This window comes from Actinoplanes sp. NPDC048967 (assembly GCF_040649415.1).
GTDB lineage: Bacteria > Actinomycetota > Actinomycetes > Mycobacteriales > Micromonosporaceae > Actinoplanes.
On the sequence record NZ_JBEZFL010000009.1, the window covers coordinates 226,691 to 246,582 of the forward strand.

Below are 19,892 nucleotides of genomic sequence, written 5' to 3' on the forward strand. Positions count from 1 at the left end.
TCCCGGCGGCCACCGGTGCGACCCGCACCGGTGGCCGCCGCCGTCTCAGTCCGCATCGGTGAGGTCGGCCTGGAGGCGGTCGTACAGGGCGCGGAAGTCGGCTCGCGCCATCAGGGCCCGCTGATCGCGGGGCCGGCCGTACGGGACCTCCACGTCGCTGCGGACACCACCGCGGGCGACCGTGACGACCCGGTCGGCCAGGACGAGGGCCTCGATGAGGTCGTGGGTCACGAACAGGACGGTCTTGCGGTGGTCCTCGTTGTCCCAGATGTCGAGGAACATGTCACGGATGGACGAGCGCGTGAGGGCGTCCAGGGCGGCGAACGGCTCGTCCATCAGCAGCAGCTCGGGGTCGGACGCCAGCGTCCGGGCCAGCGCCACCCGCTGGCGCATACCCAGCGACAGCTGGGACGGAAATCTGTCGGCCACCGCGGACAGGCGCACCAGCTCCAGCATCCGTCGGGCGCGCTCGTGCCGGACCGGCGCCGCCCACCTCCGCAGCTCCAGGCTCAGCTCCACGTTGCCGCGGGCGGTGCGCCAGGGCAGGAGAGCGTCGCGCGCGAACATGTGGCCGACCTCCGCCCGTCCGGCCCGTGGAGGTTCGCCGAACACGCCGACCTCGCCTCCGGTGACCGGGGTGAGTCCGGAGAGGACGTTGAGCAGGGTCGACTTGCCCGCTCCGCTGGCCCCTACGACGGCGACGAACTGCCCGCCGGGCACGGTCAACGAGAAGTCGCTGAGCACGCGGTGCGGCCCGAAGTCCACCGAGACCGAGCGGACCCGCACAGAACCGCCGCCCGGACGGGGCGTCGTGGGCGCGCCGGCCGGCTCGGCCGGGGCGGAGCGGCTACGGACCTGAGCACGATCACCTCGCTGCCATCCGAGCAGGGCGCCTTCGAGCGCGCCGACGAGCACGGTCAGGATCGAGGTGAAGGCCGCGAGGACGGTCAGCAGCGCGTAGACCGGGGCCATCGACAGCGTGGCCGAGTACGTCGTGATCAGCTGACCCACGCCCGCCCGGGCGGCGATGATCTCCGAGCCGACCACGCCGAGCAGCGCGAAGACCAGGCCCAGCCGCAGCGCCGCGACGATGGCCGGGATGGCGACGGGCACGTACAGCTTGCGGAACAGCTGGGACCGCGACGCCCCCAGCGCGACGCACACCTTGAGGTACTCCTCGTCGGTGCTGAGCACGCCGCTGCACGCGTTCATCAGGAAGATGAAGAAGGCGACGCTGAACCCGAGGGCGATCTTGGAGCCCTGCCCGATGCCGAACGCGACCAGGAACACCGGCGCCAGGGCGATGCGGGGCATGCTGTTGACGGCGTTCAGGTACGGCGCCAGCACGGCCCACGTCCGGGGCAGCATGCCGAGCAGGACCCCGAGCGGGATGCCGGCGACGGCCGACAGCGCGAGCGCCTCGAGGGCCGCGCTGATCGTCGACCACAGGTTCGGCCAGAGCACGCCGGAGTGGTGCAGCTGCAGCCCGGCGTCCCAGACGGCGCGCGGGCTGGGCAGCAGGACCGGGCTGACCACACCGAGCCGGTGCACGAGATACCACAGCGCGATACCGATGGGCGGCACGGCGACGCGCCACAGCCACACGCCGGTGTCACGCCGTCGAGCAGCCGTCAACCACATACTCGGAGAAGTCCGGTGTCGTCCGGTCCGGAGTGAAAGCCGCCTGGTGGCGCCAGTTCTCCTCGGTGAGGGCAGGGATGTCCACGACAAGGGTCCGGTATCTGTCCCACAGTTTCCTCGCCTGGCCGGGATCCGGTCCGAGGCCGAGGTGGGCGAACCCCGCCGGCCCGGCGTCCGGCTGCTGCTTCAGCGCCGTGAATGCCTGGTTGAGTGCGTGGCAGAACTTCAGCACCGTGCCGGGATGGTCGTCGGCCCAGTCGCAGTTGGCGACGGCGACGGACTGCCAGAACTGGCCCAGGGGAGTGTCCGGGCCGGCCAGATCCAGCAGCTTGTCGAAGGCGGTGCCCCGGGCCTCGAGGTTGACCTCGAGCTGCGGGTACGACATCGCCGCGTCCACCTGCCCGGAGGCGAAGGCGGAGACGGCGGTCGCGCCCCCGCCGATCGCCACCCACCTGATATCGGTGTCCGGGTTGAGGCCGGCGGTGGTCAGCAACGACCGCAGCACCAGCTCCTGCGAGGCGCCGCGGGCAGCGACCCCGACCGCCTTTCCCCGCAGCTGGGTGAGGACCTCGGGGTAGGGCCGGGTGGTGTCGAGGTGCAGGCCGGCCTGCGCGATCACCCCGTAGGTCGCGCCCTGGACCGGGCGCAGCACCCGAGCGCAGGCGCCGTTGCCGATGGCCGCGAAGAGCTGCGCCGGGCCGAGGCCGGCCACGTCGAAGTCCCCGCTCACCAGACCTTGCATGATCACGGTTCCGGACGTCGCCCAGGTGGGCGAGAACCTCAGCCCCTGCTGGGCGAAGAGCCCCTCCAGCTCGGCCACGGCGTACCCGGTGGCGCCCTGGTCCCGCACGCCCGCGAAGGAGACGGTCGTGGTCCGGCTCTCATCGGAGCCGCCACACCCGGCGCTCCCGGCCGCGGCCGACAGCGCGAGGGCAAGGAGGAGGGCGACCCGGCGAAGGCCCCCCGGGCGGCTCGGCATCACGCCGGCCCCCGCGCCGGGGCATGACTCGGCAACGCGTCCCGGAGCCCGCGTCGCGAGGTGATCTCGAGCTTGGTGAACACCTTGCGCAGATGCCACTCCACCGTGCGAGCGCTGATGAAGAGCTCTCCCGCGATCTCCGGGTTGGTGCGGCCGTCGCGGGCCAGTCGCGCGATGTGCTCCTCCTGCGGTGTCAGTTCCGTACGGTCGGCGACCGGTCGGCGACGCACGTGCTCTCCGGTCGCGAGCAGCTCCCGGCGGGCCCGCTCGGCGAAGCCGTCGGCCGATACCGCCACGAACATCTCGTGAGCGGTCCGCAGGTGTTCCCGGGCCTCGGCGCGCCGGTTGTCGCGGCGCAGCCGTTCGCCGTACACCAGGTGGGCGCGGGCCAGCTCGGTGCGCACCCCGGCCCGGTCCAGCTGGTCGATCGCCTCCCGGAACAGGTCGTCGGCCACGGCGCCGTCGCTGAGCATGGCCCGTGAACGCGCCGCGATGCCCCGGCCCCAGCCGTGCTCACCGGGGTTCGCCGTGGCCTCGAACTCCGCCAGCGCCGCGACCGCCACGTCTCGTTCCCCGCAGCGCACCGCGGCCTCGATGCGCTCGGGCAACATCCAGGTGCCGACGAGGAGCCCGGGCGCCTTCGGGTCAGCCGGTCGGGCGGCCGCCATCGCCTCCGGATACCGTCCCGCGCTGTTGTGCAGGATCGCGGTGCACCACCGGGCGAAGTCCACCCCGAGCCCCTCACCCCGGCTGATCGCGTCCTCCGTGGTCGCCGCGAGGAGTGCGGACGCGCTCTCCGACTGCCCCCGATAGCCGGCGAGGAGCATGGCCCCGTACGGCGCGATCCGAGTCCCGGTCGCTTCCGTGACCGCGTCGTGCTCGGCCGTGAGCCGGACGGCCGTCTCGAGGTCGCCCCGCCACGTCGCGACGAGCGCCAGTCCGCTCAGGGCCGTCGGCAGCACGGCGAGCGCGCCCAGCTCCCGGGCGAGCGTGGCCTGCCGGCTGCTCACCGCGTTCCAGCTCTCCAGGTCCCAGACCGCCGCCGCCGCCGTCGCGGCCGAGGCACCGTGGTACAGCCAGTTCTCGGCGGGAAGATCACTGGCGAGCAGGACGCTGAGCGCGTCGCGCAGCATCGGCTCGGCAGCCGCCCGGCCGTCGGTGGCCAGCACGAGCAGCGCCTCCGAGACGCGGCCGAACGGGCGCAGCGCAACATCCGGCCGGGGACCGGCCCGGGCCGCCCGGGCCACCTCGAGCAGGCCGCCGCCGGGCCGGGCGAGATGCCCGGCGAACATGGCGGCGTTCCAGGCGACCGAGTAGGTCCGCCGCGACAGGGCCGTGTCCAGGCGTTCCAGCCGCTCGGCCGCCCGGACCAGCTGAAGTGGCGCGTCGCCGCCACCGTCGGACGCCGCCGCCACCTGCCCGCGCAACAGCGCGACGCGAGCCCCGGCCAGCTCGTCCGAAGCCTCCGACTCGGCCGCCGCCAGCAGGGCCAGCGCGGTGTCGAACGCGCCGGCGCGCAGGTGCAACCGTACGGCCGCCAGTCTGCGCTCGAACCGCACGGCCGGCTCGAGCGTCAGGCCCGCCGAGCGTTCCAGCAGAGCGGCGGCCGCGGCGAATCCGCCGCGCGCCTGGGCCCGGTCGGCACTGCGCTCCAGCTCGACCGCGACCTGCTCGTCGGGGCCCGAGCTGGCCTGGGCGCGGTGCCAGGCGCGGCGATCCGGGTCGGCGACGGCGTCGACCGCCTGGGCCAGCGCGTCATGGGCCGCGCGGCGTTGCTCCACCGACGCGGACCGGTAGACCGCCGACCGGACCAGGGGATGCCGGAAGCGGACCTGGGCGCCGACCTCGAACAGGCCGTCGGTCACCTCGGGCCAGGCCGCGTCGAAGCCGATGCCGAGGTGGGCCGCGGCGCGCCAGACGGTCGTGGCGTCCCCGGTGCTGTCGCAGGCCGCCACCAGCATGAGCTGCTGCGTCGGCGCCGGGAGCGCCCGCAGCCGTCCGGCGTAGTGGCTCTCCAGGCCCGCCGCCGTTCCGCCGCCCGTCGGCAGCCCGAATCCGGCGGCGAGCTCCGCCGGGCTCATGCCCCGGGGCAGCTCCAGCATGGCCAGTGGGTTGCCGCTCGTCTCGGCCACGACCCGGTCGAGCACGCGCGGGTCGAGCCGCCCGGGCACCACGGTGGACAGCAGGGCCCGCGCGTCGGCACCGGAGACGCCACCCAGGGACATCACCGGCAGGCCGGCCAGCTGACGCCGGTCGGCTCCCGATCCGTCGTCACGGACGGTGAACACCATGGCCACCGACTCCGCGGCCAGCCGGCGCGCGACGAAACCGAGGATCTCGCTCGACGCCCCGTCCAGCCATTGCGCGTCGTCGACCAGGCACATCAGCGGCCGCTTACCGGCCACCTCGGCCAGCAGGCCCAGAGTGGCCAGACCGACGAGAAACCGGTCCGGCGCGGGGCCGGCGGCGAGTCCGAACGCCGTACGCAGTGCTGACCGCTGCGGCTCCGGAAGGGCGTCGAGGTGGCTCAGCATCGGTGCGCAGAGGTGGTGCAGGCCGGCGTAGGCCAGTTCGACCTCGGACTCGACCCCGGCGATCTGGGCGACCCGGAAATGCGGAAGCGCTCGCCGGGCCACGTACCGCAGGAGAGCGGTCTTTCCCAGCCCGGCCTCTCCGCGGATGACCAACGCGGCACTCTGACCGGCTCGCACGTTCTCGCAGAGGCGGTCCAGCGCACGAAGCTCGTCCCTCCGGCCGTGGAGGTGCACAGAGTCGCCGGACACCTGACCAGCATAGTAGGAGATCCATCAGATGGAGCAGGGCAAAGAGGGGCAGCTCACGTCCGCGGCGGTGGCCCGCCGGTGAGGGAGCGGAAGCCGCCGGCCCGCCCGAAGGCCTGCGACCAACGGGCGGCGTCACCCACTCCGGCCGGGCCGCCCAGCCCGGCCGCGGCCAGCCGCTCCGGTAACCGGCCGGTGGCCAGCAGGTCCGTTGACTGGCTCCCGTTGAGGGTCAGCACCCGCAGCGCGGGGAACGTGGAGATCACCTCGAGGTCCGACACTGCCGCCCCGGACAGATCCAGCCGGGCCAGGCCCGGCAGGGTGGCCAGCCCGGCCACCGGCGCCGGCTCGTCGTTGCCGCTCAAGGTGAGGTCGAGGAGGGTCGGCGGCAACGCGGCGGGCACCCATCGGGCCGCCTCCAGGTGCAGACGCTCGATCGGCAGCCCGGCGGACCGGGTCAGGTCGACCAGGGGGACCGGTCCGCGGATCACCAGCGAGCGGAGGTCGGTGCAGGGCTCGAAGTCGGCCAGGCGGACCGGGGCTTCGGTGCGCAGCACCACCCCCTGAGCCGTCACCGGCAGCTCGGCGATGCTCTCCACCCGGATCTCCGGGTCAGGTGGTGACGGACGTTCGTCGTCGAGAGTCGCGACGGCCCGGCGGAGCAGGTCGGTGACCGAGGCGGCGACGTACTCAACCGGCGCCCGCACGTCCCGCCCGTACGTGATCACCTGACCGGCGCGGCCCAGCGGTCCCGGATCGAGGTCGACGGCGGCGAAGTTCATGCCGTAGTCGCGGGCGAAGATCACCCAGCCGTTGCTGGACGACACCCGCCGCACATGCCCGGCCGGCACGCACTCGAAGATGACCATGTCGTCGAACAAGCCGTCGTGGTAGCCGGGATGGTTCGTCCGGTTCCACCCGACGAGCACGTCCAGCGGGGCGAGGACGAACGGGTCGAGCAGTCCCGACTCCTCGCCGTCGTCATGGAGCAGCCGGTAGAGGGCCCGCAGATCCTCCGGCAGCCGCACCCCGAGCTGCTGTTCGGCGGCCCGGATCTCCTCCTCGGAGTAGCCGGGCGCGTACCCCTGCGGATGATGCCGGGCGGTGAACTCGCCGACCAGCCGCTCGACCCCGGCCAGCACGACCGGATCGGTGACACCGGTATCGGGGGTGCCGGGTGCACGAGCCGGCGGCTGTTCGTGTCCGGGCAGACGATAGCTGTCGTCGAGGACGATCCGGGCCGGCAGCGACGGCAGTTCCCGCGACCAGTGGATCGTGTAGGTCCCGTCCGGATCACCGATCATCTCGACGACGAGGCCACGGCCGGCCACCCCGGGCAGCGCCGCCATGGCGTTGCCGAGGTCCGGGTCGTCCCAGCGGCCCAGCCGGGCCGGCTCACCCGCCGTCGTGTAGGTCTGGCTCTGAGTGCCGTGCTGGTGCACGGTGGTCAGCTGGTAGCCCGGCACCCGCAGGCCCGCCACGAACGCCTGGCCCAGCCGGTGCAGCACCTCGTCGATCTCCGCCACGCCGCGATCCTAGGAGGTCATCCGGGCGCGGAACCGGCCCGGTGCCACGCCGAACCGGCGCCGGAACGCGTTGGCGAAGGCGTACTCGCTGGAGTAGCCGACCTGGCGGGCAATCGTCGCCAGCGGAGCCTTCGTCTCGCGCAGCATCCGCGCACCGCGGTTGAGGCGCCACTCGATCAGGTAGGTCATCGGGGGCTGGCCGACCTGGGCGGTGAACTTGCGCTTGAAGACGCTGCGGGACATACCGGCGACCTCGCCCAACCGCTGGACGGTCCACCGCCGCTGGGGTTCGGCATGGATCTCCCGCAGCGTGGCGGCGATCCCGGTGTCATGGCCGGCCGGCCCGCTCCCGCCGGCGATGTGCCGCAGGGCGTCGACCAGGACCAGGTCCACCAGGGCGGGCCGGGTCACGCCGGTGCCGGGGAGGTCCTGCGAGACCTCCGCGGTGAGCAGGTCGATGAGCGCACGCCGCGCCGGATGCCGTCGCGGGTCCAGCGGCGTGACCATGACCGGCGGCAGGTCCCGCAGGAAGCGATGCAGCCGGCCGTGGTCCAGCCGGTAACAGCCCAGGATGACCTCGAAATCCGCCGGCCCGGTCCCGGAGCGGGTCGTCGGAAGTTCCAGCGGGGCCAGCCGGTGGATCGTGTCCCGGTCGGTGTGGCTGAGGCCGTGGGCTTTGCCGTACGGCACGAGCACCACGTCACCGGCCCGGAGGGGGAGGGGACTGCCCGAATCGGTGACGAGCCAGCCGGTGCCGCGCAGGACGACGTGGAAGCCGATCCCCTGGATGCGGGGGAGGCTCATGCCCCACGCGCCGTCCATGTGCACCCGTGACGCGCTCGGCCGCCCGGCGCGGATCGCGCCGATCACCTCGCTGATGGAGTCCACCGCGCGATCGTATCCGGGCCGACGGGCCGCGGCGTTATGAAGCAGGGCCGCACGATTATGGCCGTCACCACGGCGCGCTGGCACGGTTTCAGAGTGATCGACATTCTCCGGGAGAACGCGGCGGCGACCGAGGAACGGATGCGGCCCACCGCGGCCGGCCTGGCGGTCGTCCGGTCCGCGGGCGCCTTCCGTCTGGGCACACCACCGGCCTACGGCGGCTCCGGCAAGGACGCCGCCACCATCGTGCGCCTGCTCGCCGACATCGCTCGTGGCTGCCCGTCCACCGCCTGGGTCGCCAGCACCTGCATGACCAGCAAGCAGATGCTCAGCTTCGGAGACTTCACCGACGGCACGCTCGGCGAGGTGTTCGCCGACCCCGACGCGATCTTCTGCGCGGCCGGCGTACCGGCGGGACGGGGCACGACCGGCCCGGACGGGGTCCGGCTGACCGGCCGGTGGGACTACCTGTCCGGGTGCGAGGACGCCCGGTGGGCGTGTCTCGGCGCCATGGTCGACGGCGCGTTCGCCATCACGGTGCTTCCCATGGCCGAGCTGACCATCGACCCCACCTGGCAGGTGGCGGGCATGCGCGGGACCGGAAGCCACACGGTCGTCGCCGACGACGTGCTGATCCCCTCGGCGCGGGTGGTGTCGGGCCCGCGGCTGCACTACCCGCCCGACACCAGGACGTTGCAGCTCTGGGGTCTCGGCGTGCTCGCACCGGTCGTCGGCGCGACCGTCGGTGCTCTCGACGTGGTGCGGGCGATGTTCGCCTCGGACCGCAAGCCGTTCTTCACCTCGTACGCCCGGATGGCCGACTCGCCCGGCGCCCGGCACTGGCTGGCCGAGGCCGCCATGCTGACGCAGCGGGCGGAGCGGACCCTGCTGGCGCTGGCCGCCGCCATCGACGCGGACTCCTCGATCACCGACGAGCAGAGCAGCCGGATGGCCCAGGACCGCGCCGACGCGGGGGCCGACTGCCGGGCCGCACTCGAACGCATGCTCGACCTGCACGGCGCGAGCGGCTTCCGCACGAGCAACGCGCTGCGCCGGTTCTGGCTGGACGTGTCGGTCGCGAGCCGGCACCCGCAGCTCAACCCGTACCTGGCCGTCGAGGGCTACGGTCGCGCTCTGACCGGCAGCGTCGGCCCGTAGCTAGATCGACGTGCGGACGCCTCCGGGCGGGCACACGATGGTCGGATGACGCAGCCGTTGCCCCGACGCCGGATGCTCACCGCTTCCGCCGGTGCGCTGGCTCTGGTGTGGATGCCGGTCCCGCGGGACGAGGCGGTCCCGGCCGGCGCCGACTGTCCGGCTCCGCCGGATTTCCCGGCGGGTGTGGAGCACTACCGGCAGAGCTACCGGAACTGGGCGGGCGAGCTGCGGGCCGACGACGTCTGGACCGCGGTCGTCCGCACCGCGCAGGACGTGGTGACCGTGGCCAACTGGGCGCATCGGCACGGGTTCACGCTGCGCCCGCAGGGCTTCCGGCACGGCTGGGCACCGCTGACCCTGACCGCGGGCACCGATTGCGCGAGCCGCGTCGTGCTGGTCGACACCCGCCGCCTGAACGCGATGGAGCTCGGCGGCGCCGGCCCCGAGCCCGGCTCCGCGACGGTACGCGTCGAGGCGGGCGCCGGCCTGGAGGCGCTGCTCGGCTTCCTGGAGGCGGCCGGCTACGGCCTGACCGCCACCCCGGCGCCCGGTGACTTGTCGGTCGGCGGCGCCCTGGCCGTGGACGCCCACGGCACCGCCGTGCCGGCCGAGGGGGAGGTACGGCCGCCGGGCACCACCTACGGGTCGCTGAGCAACCTGATCCTGCGGCTGACCGCGGTGGTCTGGGACCCGGGTGCCGGCGCCTACGTCACGCGATCGTTCGAGCGGACCGACCCGGATTGCGCTGCGCTGCTGACCAATCTCGGACGGGCCTTCCTCACCGAGGTCACGCTGCTCGTCGGTCCACTGGCCCGACTGCGCTGCGTGAGCAGGGTCGACATCCCGGCAGCGGAGCTCTTCGCGGCGCCCGGCACCCGGGGCCGCACTCTGGAGAGCTTCATCGCGGCGACCGGACGGGTGGAAGCCATCTGGTTCCCGTTCACCGCCCGCCCCTGGCTGAAGGTGTGGAGCGTCAGCCCGCGGCGGCCGCCGACATCGCGCCCGGTCACCGGGCCCTACAACTATCCGTTCAGTGACAACGTCCCGGCGCCGGTGGCCGACCTGGCCGGGCGCATCCTGGCCGGGCAGTACGAGCTGGCCCCGGCGCTCGGCCAGGCGCAGTACGCGGCCACCGCGTCCGGCCTCCTCGCCACCGCCTCGGCCGACCTGTGGGGCGCGGCCAAGAACCTTCAGCTGTACGTGCGCCCGACGACTCTGCATGTGCACGCCAACGGCTACGCGGTACGGGTCCCACGCTCCGGCGTCCAGGCCGTCGTGCATGCCTTCGCCGAGTTCTACACCGCGCTGCTGCTGGCTCACGCGTCCCGTGGCCGGTTCCCGGTCAACGGGGCGGTGGAGATCCGGGTGACCGGCGTCGACGACCCGGCCGAGGTGGCCGTCCCCGGCGCGCGGGCACCGGCCCTGTCGGCGCTGCGGCCGGACTCCGCCCGCCCGCCGGGGCAGGTGGCGGTCTGGATCGATGTGCTGACGTTGCCCGGTACGGCCGACGCCGACCGTTTCTACCGGGAGGTGGAGAAGTATCTCCTGACCGCTCACCCGGGCACGCGGGTGGAGTGGTCGAAGGGGTGGGCCTACACCGACCAGGCGGCCTGGAGCGATCCCGACGTGCTCGACCGTGCCGTGCCGTCCTCGTTCGGCCCGGGCTGGCCCACTGCCGTGGCGACGCTGGACCGGCTGGATCCGGCCCGGGTGTTCAGCAATCCGTTCCTCGACCGGCTCCTGCGCTCCTGACGCCTCGCTCGACTACTGTGCACCCGTGTCCGAGTCTGTGGATCTGTCGAGTCCGGCCCGGCGCCGGGAAGCGCTCCGGATGGTGAACGTCGACGACCCCCGGCCGCACCACGCGCTGCTGCGGGAGATCTTCGACCTCGAGAGGACCTGGCGCGAAGGCTCCGACTACGGCGAGAGCGATGAGTTCGAGCAGATCTACGTGGCGGCCTACCTGCTGTTCCTGATCGGTGATCCCGCGGACGCACCCCGCCTGTACGCGGCGAAGTTCCGCACCGGCGACATGGATCTGGGCATCGGCTCCGACGCCCAGGCCATCTTCGGGGCCGGCCGGCAGGAGACGCTGCGCTGGCTCGCGGCGAACGGGTACGCCGACGAGCACGCCCACCTCGCCGAGTGGCTGTCGCACTCGGAGGACCCGAAGATCGAGGACTGGGCCGGGTACGTCCGCGCGAACTTCTACTCCGCCGACGGCGTCCTGCTGCTGGACGAGCTCTGAGCTCACGCGGTGAGGGCCGCGTACCGGCCGCCGACCGAGACCAGGGTGTCGTGGGTGCCGTGTTCGAGGATGCGGCCGTGGTCGACCACGGCGATCTGGTCGGCGTTGCGTACGGTCGACAGCCGGTGCGCGATCGTCACCGTGGTGCGGCCGCGGGCCAGCTCGTCGAAGGCCCGCTGCACGGCCCGTTCGGTGGAGGTGTCCAGGGCGCTGGTGGCCTCGTCCAGGACCAGGATGCGGGGGTCGCGCAGCAGCGTCCGGGCGATGGCGATGCGCTGCTTCTCACCACCGGAGAAGCGGTGCCCGCGCGAGCCGACGACGGTGTCGTAGCCGTCGGGGAGCCCGGCGATCACGTCGTGGATCTGCGCGGCGCGGGCGGCCTGCTCGATCTGGGCGTCGGTGGCGTCCGGGCGGGCGTACCGCAGGTTTTCCCGGACCGTGGTGTGCAGCAGGTAGGTCTCCTGGCTGACCAGCCCGACCACCCCGGCCAGGTCGGCCAGGCGCAGGTCGCGCAGGTCGATGCCGTCGATGGTGATCCGGCCGGCGGCCGGGTCGTGGAACCGCACGATCAGCGCGCCGATGGTCGTCTTGCCGGAGCCGGTCTCGCCGACCAGCGCCAGTGACGTGCCGGCCGGCACGTCCAGGCACACGTTGTCGATCGCGGCCGTGGTGCTGCCGGGGTAACGGAAGGTCACGTTCTCGAAGCGCAGGTGCCCGCGCACCGGTTCGGGCAGCTCGACCGGCTGGGCCGGGTCGTCGACCTCGACCGGCAGGTCCAGGTATTCGAAGACGCGTCCGAACAGCACCTTCGAGGTGCTCAGCGAGACACCGACGTTGAGCAGGCCCATCAGCGGCCGGAACAGCCCGGCCTGCAGGGTGGTGAAGGCGACCAGGGTGCCGATGCTGAGCGTGCCGGCGGTCGGCGGCAGTCCGGCGCTGAGGTAGATGACCGCCGGGATGGCGGCGAAGATGATGCTCATCGTGGCCATCCGCCACCGGCCGGCCAGCTGCGAGCGCATCTGCAGGTCGATGAGGCGGGTCGAGGACAGGCTGAACCGCTCGACGAGCGCATCCCCGGCACCCATGGTCTTGCTCAGCTGGGCCCCGCTGATCGACAGACCCTCCTCGATGGTCACGTTGAGGTCGGCGAGCTCGGTCTGGCGCAGGGCGGTGATCTCCTTGCGCATCTTCGCGACGCGGCGGCTCAGGTGCAGCGCCGGTGGCAGCACGATCAGCGAGACCAGGGAGAGCTGCCAGGACAGCGCGACCATGGCCACCGCGCTGGCCACCGCGGTGGTCAGGTTGGCGGTGATCGACGCGGCGGTCGAGGTGACCACCGACTGCACGCCGCCGACGTCGTTGGTGATGCGCGACTGGATCTCGCCGGTGCGGGTCCGGGTGAAGAACGCCACCGACTGCCGCTGCAGGTGGGTGAAGACGTCGATCCGCAGCTGGTGCACGACCCGCTGGCCGACCGTGGCGGACATCCACGTCTGGACGACGCCGAGGGCGGCGCTCACCGCGGCGACGGCCACCATGCCGGTGACCAGCCAGGCGAGCAGCGTGACGTTCTTCTCCGGCAGCGCGCGGTCGATGACCTCGCGCAACAGGAAGGGGGACGCCATGCCCAGCACGGAGGACGCCATGATGAGCAGGGTCACCACGGCGAGCCGCAGGCGGTGCGCCTTGAACAGCCGGGCGATGCGGCGCAGCGAGACGTGTGGCAAAGACCACGACCTTCTTCCGTACGGGATGAGCCGAGGTTAACGGGCCGCCCACGCCCGCAGGAACTCGTAGTGCGGCAGGTGGCACCGGTAGCACTCGGCCAGCTTCGGATGGTTGTCCACCGTGTCCGCGTACGTGCGACGCGGTTCGGTGAAGCCGGAGCTGTTCGCGACGTCGCGGTGCCACGGCCGGGTCCGGCTCCAGACCCGGTGGTCACCCGGCTGCCAGGCCAGCGCCGAGGCCAGGAACGGTATCCCGGCGTGCTCGCAGTAACGCCGGACGACCTCGGCCGGCGCGGCGATCAACCGCTCGGCCTCGACGACGTGCGGGGTGGCCCCGGACGCCTCCCGGACCCGCCGGGCGAGCTCGGCCTGGTGGCCGTAGCCCACCTCGGCGCAGACCATGTCCGGGTTCATCGCGTAGTGCGAGGCGATCACCGAGCGGGGGTCGCGGATGATGAAGGTGTGCGACCCGGTGGCCGGGATGTCCTCGCCGCCGTGGCCGAGGTAGTCGTACTCGGTCGTCTCCTTGACGAAGACGCGCCGGTCTCGCGCCCGTTCGTCGAGCAGTTTCAGCAGTTCGGCGTGGCTGGTGGCGGTGGCGTCGCCGACCGTCGCGTGGCCCTGCACGACGATGCTGGAGAACGGTTCGTGGTAGACCTCGTGGTCCCCGCGTTCGAGCATCATCCGCAGGAACGCCGTCGACCGGGACCGTGGCGTGCCCCAGAGGAAGAGGAGGCCGGACCGGGCTGCCGGCATCACACCGGCCCGGCCAGGCCGGCGGGACGGATGTCGGTCCACTCCCGCTCGATGTAGCTGAGGCAGGCGTCGCGGGTGTCCGGGCCGGACACGGTCCGCCAGCCCGCCGGCACGTCGATCGTCTCCGGCCACAGCGAGTGCTGGTTCTGGTGGTTGACCAGGACCAGGTACGGACTGTCGTCACGTTCGAAGGGGTTGCTCATTCGGCCGGCCTTCCGGTGGTCGTCGGCGCGCTGGGGGAACGGTCGAGGTGCTCGGCCACCCGGGCGCCGATCATTTCCAGCACCTCCGCCCGGGCCAGCTGCCGGTGCAGGTATCTCAGGACGAGGACGTCGATGTGGCCGGTGACGTACCGCTGCCACATCGGGGAGAAGTACTGCTCGGGGGTGCGCGCCGCGGCCGCCTCGACGAACAGGACGTCGCCGTCGAAGAGGCCGAACTCGTGGTTGTCCACGAGCTTGATCATGTTTTCGTAGAAGTCGACGATCGCCCGCCCCTTCTGCCGCATCAGGAACGAGTACGGGCCCTGGCGCTGCCGCAGCTGGTCGTAGAGGGCGTCGCCGGTCAGCAGATGCCGCTGCTCGGCGGGCACGTCCAGGTCGAAGTGCCGCGCGACCGCGTTCAGCCGGGCCACCCGGGTCGCCCGGCGGTGCGGGGTGGGCCGGGAGTCCAGCATCGCCAGCAGCTGGACCCGCTGGCCGTCCCGCTGCAGCTGCACGGCCATCTCGTGGACGATCTCGCCACCGGCGCACAGCCCGAGCAGGTGGTAGGGACCTTCCGGCTGCACGACGCGGATCTGCTGGACGTAGTCGGCGGCCATCGCGGTCAGGCTGGCCGGCATGGCGTCACCGGGGCGCAGGCCGCGCGCCTGGACGCCGTACACGCCGACCTCCTCGGGCACGGCGTTGACCAGCGGGTAGTAGAGCCAGCTCAGGCCGCCGAGCGGATGGACGCAGAACAGTGAGGTGGTCCCGGTGTGCGGCCGCAGCGGCACCAGCACGTCCAGCGCCGCGTCGTCCGGCCCGGCCGCGACCCAGCCGGCCAGGTTCCGCGCGGTCGGCACGGCGGCGACCACGAGCGGATTGACACCGACGCCGAACTCCGCCTCGATGGCCCGGCTCAGCCGCTCGACGGTCTCCCGGCCGCCACCGAGGTCGAAGATGTTGTCCTCGGCGGCCACCTGAGCGACGTCCAGCGCGTCGGCGACCAGCCGGCGCATCCGCTTCTCGGTCTCCGCGGAACCGCTGGGCGCCGCGATCGTCGGCAGGCCCTCGATCAGACCGGCCAGGTCGGCCAGCGTCGCGCTCTCGAAGACCGCGCGGAACGGCAGATCCACGCGCAGCACCGACCGGACCTGATTGACCAGCTGCATGGCCAGCAGCGAGTGCCCGCCCAGGACGAAGAAGTTGTCGTCGCGGCCCGCGCGGGGCACGCCGAGGATCTGCGCCCACAACCCGGCCAGGGCCTGCTCCACGGCGCCGGCCGGCTCGACGTAGGCCCGCTCGATCGCGTCGCCCGGGTCCGGCAGGGCGAGCCGGTCGACCTTGCCGTGCGCGGTCAGCGGCAGGGCGTCCAGCACCACGAACACCGAGGGCACCAGATGATCGGGTACGGCGGCAGCCATCTCCCGCCGTAACACCGCCACGTCCGTCGCGGGGTCGGCCACCACGTACGCGATCAAACGGGCGTCGACGCCGGTCCCGCGTACGGTGACCGCTGTCCGGCGTACCCCGGGAAGCGCCGCCGCGGCGGCCTCGACCTCACCCAGCTCGACCCGCACGCCGCGGATCTTGACCTGGTCGTCCTGCCGGCCGAGGAACTCGATCGCGCCGTCGGCGCGGCGCAGCCCCCGGTCGCCGGTGCGGTACATCCGCTCGCCGGGCACGAACGGGTCCGCCACGAACCGTTCCGCGGTCAGCCCGGGGCGGTTGAGGTAGCCGCGGGCCAGCGGACGGCCCGCGATGCAGATCTCACCGGGCACGCCGGCCGGCAGCTGCTCGGCGTCGGCCCCGAGGACATAGACCCGGGCGTTGGGGATCGGGCGGCCGATGGGAACCGTGCGGCCGTCGTCGTCCGGCCGGCAGTCCCAGCTGGTCACGCCGATCGCTGTTTCGGTCGGCCCGTACAGGTTGTGGAGCCTGGTGCCGGGCAGCGCCTCGAAGAAGCGGCTGCGCAGGCCCAGCGGCAGCGCTTCCCCGCCGGCGATGACGTGGCGCAGGCCGGTGCACCGCTCGGCGCCCGGCTCGGCCAGGAACATCTCCAGCATCGACGGCACGAAGTCGGCCAGGCAGACCCCCTCGTCGCGGATGACCCCGACGAGGTAGCCGCTGTCGCGGTGCCCGTCCGGCCGGGCCATCACCACGGTCGCCCCGCAGGTCAGCGGCCAGAGCAGCTCCCAGACCGAGGTGTCGAAGGTGACCGGGGACTTCTGCAGCACGCGGTCGCCCGGGGTCAGGGCGAACTTCTCGGTCATCCAGGCGAACCGGTTCCCGATCGCACCGCGGACGTTCACCACGCCCTTGGGCGTCCCGGTGGTGCCGGAGGTGTAGAGGACGTAGGCGGTGTCCTCGGCGGTCACCGCGACCGCGGGGTCGTGCTCCGGCTCCGCCGCCAGGGCGGCGGCCTGCTCGTCGAGGCACAACAGCAGGCCGGGGTCCTCGGGCAGGCGCGGCCGGACCGGCCCGTGGGTGAGCACCACGGCGGTGCCCAGGTCGGCGATCATCAGCGCCCGGCGGGCGGCGGGCAGGTCGGGGTCGAGCGGGACGAACGCGCCGCCCGTCTTCATCACGGCGAGCACGGCGACCACCAGGTCGAAACCGCGTTCCATGCTGATGCCGATCAGCCCGTCCGGTCCGGCGCCGGCCCGGATCAGGCGGTGGGCCAGCTGGTTCGCCCGGCGATTGAGCTCGGCGTACGGCAGGGTCCGCCCCTCGAACCGTACGGCCGGCGCGGCCGGTGTCGCCCGGGCGTGGCCCTCGATCAGCTGGTGGATCCACGGTCCGGTCCGGTCCCGGACGTCGCCGGCGCTCGCCTGCTCGGCCACCCGGCGCTCGTCCGCGCTCAGCAGTGGCAGCCGGGCGATCGGCCGGCCGGGATCCGCCACGGCCGCCGCCAGCAGCCGGCCGAGCATCTCGATCATGCGCTTGGCGGTGTCCCGATCGAACAGGTCGGCGGCGAAGGTCAGCTCACCGCCCATCCCGGCGGGCCGTCCGCCGGCGTCCGAGAACTCCACGAACTGGAAGCTCAGGTCGAACTTGGCCGAGCCGGAACCGACCGCGACCCGTTTCATGTCGACGCCGGTCAGGTCGAGCACCGCGGTCCGGCCGACCTGCAACGCCACCATGACCTGGAACAGCGGGTGCCGGCCGGGCACCCGGGCCGGGTTGAGCACCTCGACCACGCTCTCGAACGGCACGTCCTGGTTGCTGAACGCCGCGAGGTCCTGCTCCCGCACCCGGGTCAGCAGCTGCTCGAACGACGGATCGCCGGTCAGGTCGGCCCGCAGCACCAGGGTGTTGACGAAGAAGCCGACCAGATCGTCGAGGGCCTCGTCGACCCGTCCCGCGACCGGCCAGCCGAGCGGGATGTCGGCCCCCGCGCCCAGGCGCGACAGCAGCGCCGCCACCGCCGACTGGACCACCATGAAGACGCTCGCGCCGTGGCGACGGGCCAGGGCGACGAGGCTCTCGTGCACGTCGACGGGCACCTTCAACGGCACCGAACCGCCACGGTACGTGCCCACAGCCGGCCGGACGCGGTCGGTGGGCAGCGGCAACTCGTCGGGCACCCCGCGCAGCAGGTCGGTCCAGTACGCCACCTGATCGCGGGCCACCTTGACCGCGTCGCGCTGCCACAGGGCGAAGTCCGCGTACTGCACCGGCAGCTCGGTCCACTGCGGGGCCCGGCCCGCGCGGCGCTGCTCGTACGCCTCGCTGAAGTCGCGCATCAACGGCTCCATGGAGGAACCGTCGGCCGCGATGTGGTGCAGCAGCAGGACCAGGGCATGGTCGCCGGGTCCCACCGTGAGCAGGTGCGCCCGGAACGGCAGGTCCCTGGTCAGGTCGAAGCGGCGCTGGACCAGCCCGTCCACCGCCCGGCCGAGCTCGGTGGCCTCGACCTCGCCGCGGACCAGCAGCGGACCGACGTCGGCCATCGGCACGACCCGCTGCTGAGGCTCGCCGTCCAGCAACGGGAACACCGTACGCAGGGGCTCGTGCCGCCGGACCACGTCGGTGACGGCCGCGTGCAGGGCGGCGATGTCGAGCTCGCCGGTCAGCCGGACCACGACCGGGATGTGGTACGCCGTGTCGTTCGCGCGCAGCTGCGCGGTGAGCCACAGCCGCTGCTGCGGGTACGACAGTGGCACCACCGCCGGGCGAGTGCGGCGGCGCAGCACGGGCCGGGTCCCGCCCTTGAGGACCGACACCCGCCGGGCCAGCTCGGCCAGGTTCGACGTCTCGAAGAGGTCCCGGACCGGCAGCTCGACCTTGAGCACCGAGCGCACCCGGTTGACCAGCTGCGTCGCCATCAGCGAGTGCCCGCCCAGGGCGTAGAACTCGTCGTTGCGGCCGACCCGGGGCACGCCGAGGATCTCCTCCCACAGCCGGGCCAGCGTCTGTTCCACCGCGCCCACCGGCGCCGCGTACTCCCGCTCGTCGGCGGTGGTGCCGGGCTCGGGCAACGCCTGGCGGTCGACCTTGCCGTTCCCGGTCACCGGCAGCGCGTCCATCAGCACGAACACCGGCGGCACGAGATGGTCCGGGACCACCGCCGCGAGCCGTCGCCGCAGCGTGCCCACGTCACGGTGGCCGGCCCCGGTGACCACGTACGCCGTCAGCCGCCGGTCCGCGCCCGCGCCGTGCACCAGCACCACGGCCTGATCGACTCCGGCCAGGCCCATCAGCGCGGCCTCCACCTCGCCGGGCTCGACCCGTACGCCCCGGATCTTGACCTGGGCGTCCGCGCGGCCGACGAACTCCAGCTGGCCGTCGGGAAGCCGGCGCACCACGTCCCCGGTCCGGTACATCCGCTCCCCGGGCGGGCCGAACGGGTCGGCCACGAACCGCTGGGCCGTCAGGCCCGGCCGGCCGGCGTAGCCGCGGGCCACGCCGGCACCGGCGAGATAGAGCTCGCCGGTCGCGGCTTCCCGCAGGAGGTCGTCGAGGACATAGGCCCGGACGTTGGGGATCGGCCGGCCGATCGGCGGCGTCCCCTCCGCGCCGAGGGGCGCGCTCACGGTGGCGGCGACCGTCGTCTCGGTCGGCCCGTAGGCGTTGAGCATCACCCTGTTCCGGGACCAGCGGGCCACCATCGCGGGCGGGCAGGCCTCCCCGGCGACGACCAGCGTCACGCCGTCCGGCAGCCCACCACCGGTCTCCACCGCTGACAGCAGGGACGGCGGCAGCGTCACGTGGGTGACACCGCGGCTCTCCACCAGCTCGGCCAGCGCGCGGCCGGGCACCAGCCGCGACCCGTCCGCCACGACCAGCGTCGCGCCCGACAGCAGGGTCGACCACAACTCGGACACCGACGCGTCGAAGCTGACCGAGGCGAACTGCAGGCGGCGCTTGCCCGGACCGAGCCCGAGCAGGGTCCGCTGCGCCGTCGCCAGGTTCGTCACGCCGCGATGGGTCACCACGACGCCCTTGGGCCGGCCGGTCGAACCCGACGTGTAGATCACGTAGGCCGCGTGCTCCGGCAGCAGCGGGGCGTGTCGCTGTGCGTCCCGGAGGATGCCGGCGTCGTTCGCGGCGATCTCGTCAGCGGTCTTGGGGTCGTCCAGCACCAGCTCCGTGACGCCCGCGGTCGCCGAGGCCCGGGTGGCGGTCGTGGTCACCACGCACCGCACCCGGGCGTCCGACATCATGAACGCCGCCCGCGCGGCCGGATAGGCGGCGTCCACCGGGACGTAGCTGCCGCCGGCCTTCACCACCGCCAGCGCCGCGACCACGAACTCGATCGACCGGTTGAGCACCAGCCCGACCGCGACCTCGGGGCCGACGCCCTGGGCGACCAGGACGCGGGCCAGCCGGTTCGACCGCTCGTCCAGCTCCTGAAAGGACACCGTGGCGTCGTCGGCGACCACAGCCGGGTCGCTGCCGGCGCGTGCGACCTGCGCGGCGAACATCTCCGGCAGGGTCCGGGCCTCTTCGGCAGAGCTGATCAATGGCTCGTCTCCTCCGCTGTCACGCC

Annotated in this window: 12 protein-coding genes; 3 read left to right on the top strand and 9 right to left on the bottom strand. The window is 73.1% G+C overall.

Annotated elements, in window-relative coordinates; translation table 11 throughout:
- Positions 1 to 45 precede the first annotated feature (45 nt).
- From AB0C12_RS33815 to AB0C12_RS33835, 5 genes are read right to left on the bottom strand one after another with little or no spacing between them, the layout of a single operon-like run.
- Complete coding sequence (locus tag AB0C12_RS33815; RefSeq protein ID WP_360554009.1) at positions 46 to 1,635, bottom strand: ATP-binding cassette domain-containing protein; 1,590 nt, start codon at positions 1,633 to 1,635, stop codon at positions 46 to 48.
- Positions 1,613 to 2,620: an ABC transporter substrate-binding protein gene (locus AB0C12_RS33820; RefSeq protein WP_360554011.1), complete on the bottom strand. Its 1,008-nt coding sequence runs from the start codon at positions 2,618 to 2,620 to the stop codon at positions 1,613 to 1,615. The genes AB0C12_RS33815 and AB0C12_RS33820 overlap by 23 nt, the downstream gene beginning before the upstream one ends.
- Positions 2,620 to 5,403, bottom strand: a complete 2,784-nt coding sequence (locus AB0C12_RS33825) for an AAA family ATPase (protein WP_360554013.1) — start codon at positions 5,401 to 5,403, stop codon at positions 2,620 to 2,622. Before AB0C12_RS33825 ends, AB0C12_RS33820 begins: the two co-directional genes overlap by 1 nt.
- Positions 5,404 to 5,456: 53 nt before the next feature.
- Entirely contained in the window at positions 5,457 to 6,926 is a 1,470-nt protein-coding gene (locus AB0C12_RS33830; protein ID WP_360554015.1) for an SMI1/KNR4 family protein, read from the bottom strand.
- Between the two features lie 9 nt (positions 6,927 to 6,935).
- On the bottom strand, positions 6,936 to 7,814 hold the full coding sequence (locus AB0C12_RS33835; RefSeq protein ID WP_360554016.1) for an AraC family transcriptional regulator: 879 nt from the start codon (positions 7,812 to 7,814) through the stop codon (positions 6,936 to 6,938).
- 93 nt (positions 7,815 to 7,907) lie between these two features.
- On the opposite strand from AB0C12_RS33835, the gene AB0C12_RS33840 reads away from it, so the two are divergent.
- Genes AB0C12_RS33840 through AB0C12_RS33850 form a run of 3 tightly spaced genes read left to right on the top strand, consistent with a single transcriptional unit; the run spans position 7,908 to position 11,217 of the window.
- A complete protein-coding gene (locus tag AB0C12_RS33840; RefSeq protein ID WP_360554017.1) occupies positions 7,908 to 8,969 on the top strand; it encodes an acyl-CoA dehydrogenase family protein in 1,062 nt (353 codons plus the stop codon).
- Positions 8,970 to 9,014: 45 nt separating this feature from the next.
- A complete protein-coding gene (locus AB0C12_RS33845) occupies positions 9,015 to 10,721 on the top strand; it encodes a cholesterol oxidase substrate-binding domain-containing protein (RefSeq protein WP_360554019.1) in 1,707 nt (568 codons plus the stop codon).
- 25 nt (positions 10,722 to 10,746) lie between these two features.
- Positions 10,747 to 11,217 carry a hypothetical protein gene (locus AB0C12_RS33850; RefSeq protein WP_360554020.1) on the top strand — a complete coding sequence of 157 codons (471 nt, stop codon included), beginning with the start codon at positions 10,747 to 10,749 and terminating at the stop codon, positions 11,215 to 11,217.
- A gap of 2 nt (positions 11,218 to 11,219) precedes the next feature.
- Here the strand turns inward: AB0C12_RS33850 and AB0C12_RS33855 are convergent, their stop codons facing one another.
- From AB0C12_RS33855 to AB0C12_RS33870, 4 genes are read right to left on the bottom strand one after another with little or no spacing between them, the layout of a single operon-like run.
- Positions 11,220 to 12,944: an ABC transporter ATP-binding protein gene (locus tag AB0C12_RS33855; protein WP_360554022.1), complete on the bottom strand. Its 1,725-nt coding sequence runs from the start codon at positions 12,942 to 12,944 to the stop codon at positions 11,220 to 11,222.
- 36 nt (positions 12,945 to 12,980) lie between these two features.
- Positions 12,981 to 13,700: a hypothetical protein gene (locus tag AB0C12_RS33860; RefSeq protein ID WP_360554024.1), complete on the bottom strand. Its 720-nt coding sequence runs from the start codon at positions 13,698 to 13,700 to the stop codon at positions 12,981 to 12,983.
- Positions 13,700 to 13,903 carry an MbtH family protein gene (locus AB0C12_RS33865; protein ID WP_360554025.1) on the bottom strand — a complete coding sequence of 68 codons (204 nt, stop codon included), beginning with the start codon at positions 13,901 to 13,903 and terminating at the stop codon, positions 13,700 to 13,702. The genes AB0C12_RS33860 and AB0C12_RS33865 overlap by 1 nt, the downstream gene beginning before the upstream one ends.
- On the bottom strand, positions 13,900 to 19,866 hold the full coding sequence (locus AB0C12_RS33870; protein ID WP_360554026.1) for an amino acid adenylation domain-containing protein: 5,967 nt from the start codon (positions 19,864 to 19,866) through the stop codon (positions 13,900 to 13,902). The genes AB0C12_RS33865 and AB0C12_RS33870 overlap by 4 nt, the downstream gene beginning before the upstream one ends.
- Positions 19,867 to 19,892 lie beyond the last annotated feature (26 nt).

Coding starts and splice junctions, on each gene's coding strand:
- AB0C12_RS33820 (WP_360554011.1), bottom strand. CDS start 2,620: ATGCCGAGCCGCCCGGGGGGCCTTCGCCGGGTCGCCCTCCTCCTTGCC.
- AB0C12_RS33845 (WP_360554019.1), top strand. CDS start 9,015: ATGACGCAGCCGTTGCCCCGACGCCGGATGCTCACCGCTTCCGCCGGT.
- AB0C12_RS33860 (WP_360554024.1), bottom strand. CDS start 13,700: ATGCCGGCAGCCCGGTCCGGCCTCCTCTTCCTCTGGGGCACGCCACGG.
- AB0C12_RS33865 (WP_360554025.1), bottom strand. CDS start 13,903: ATGAGCAACCCCTTCGAACGTGACGACAGTCCGTACCTGGTCCTGGTC.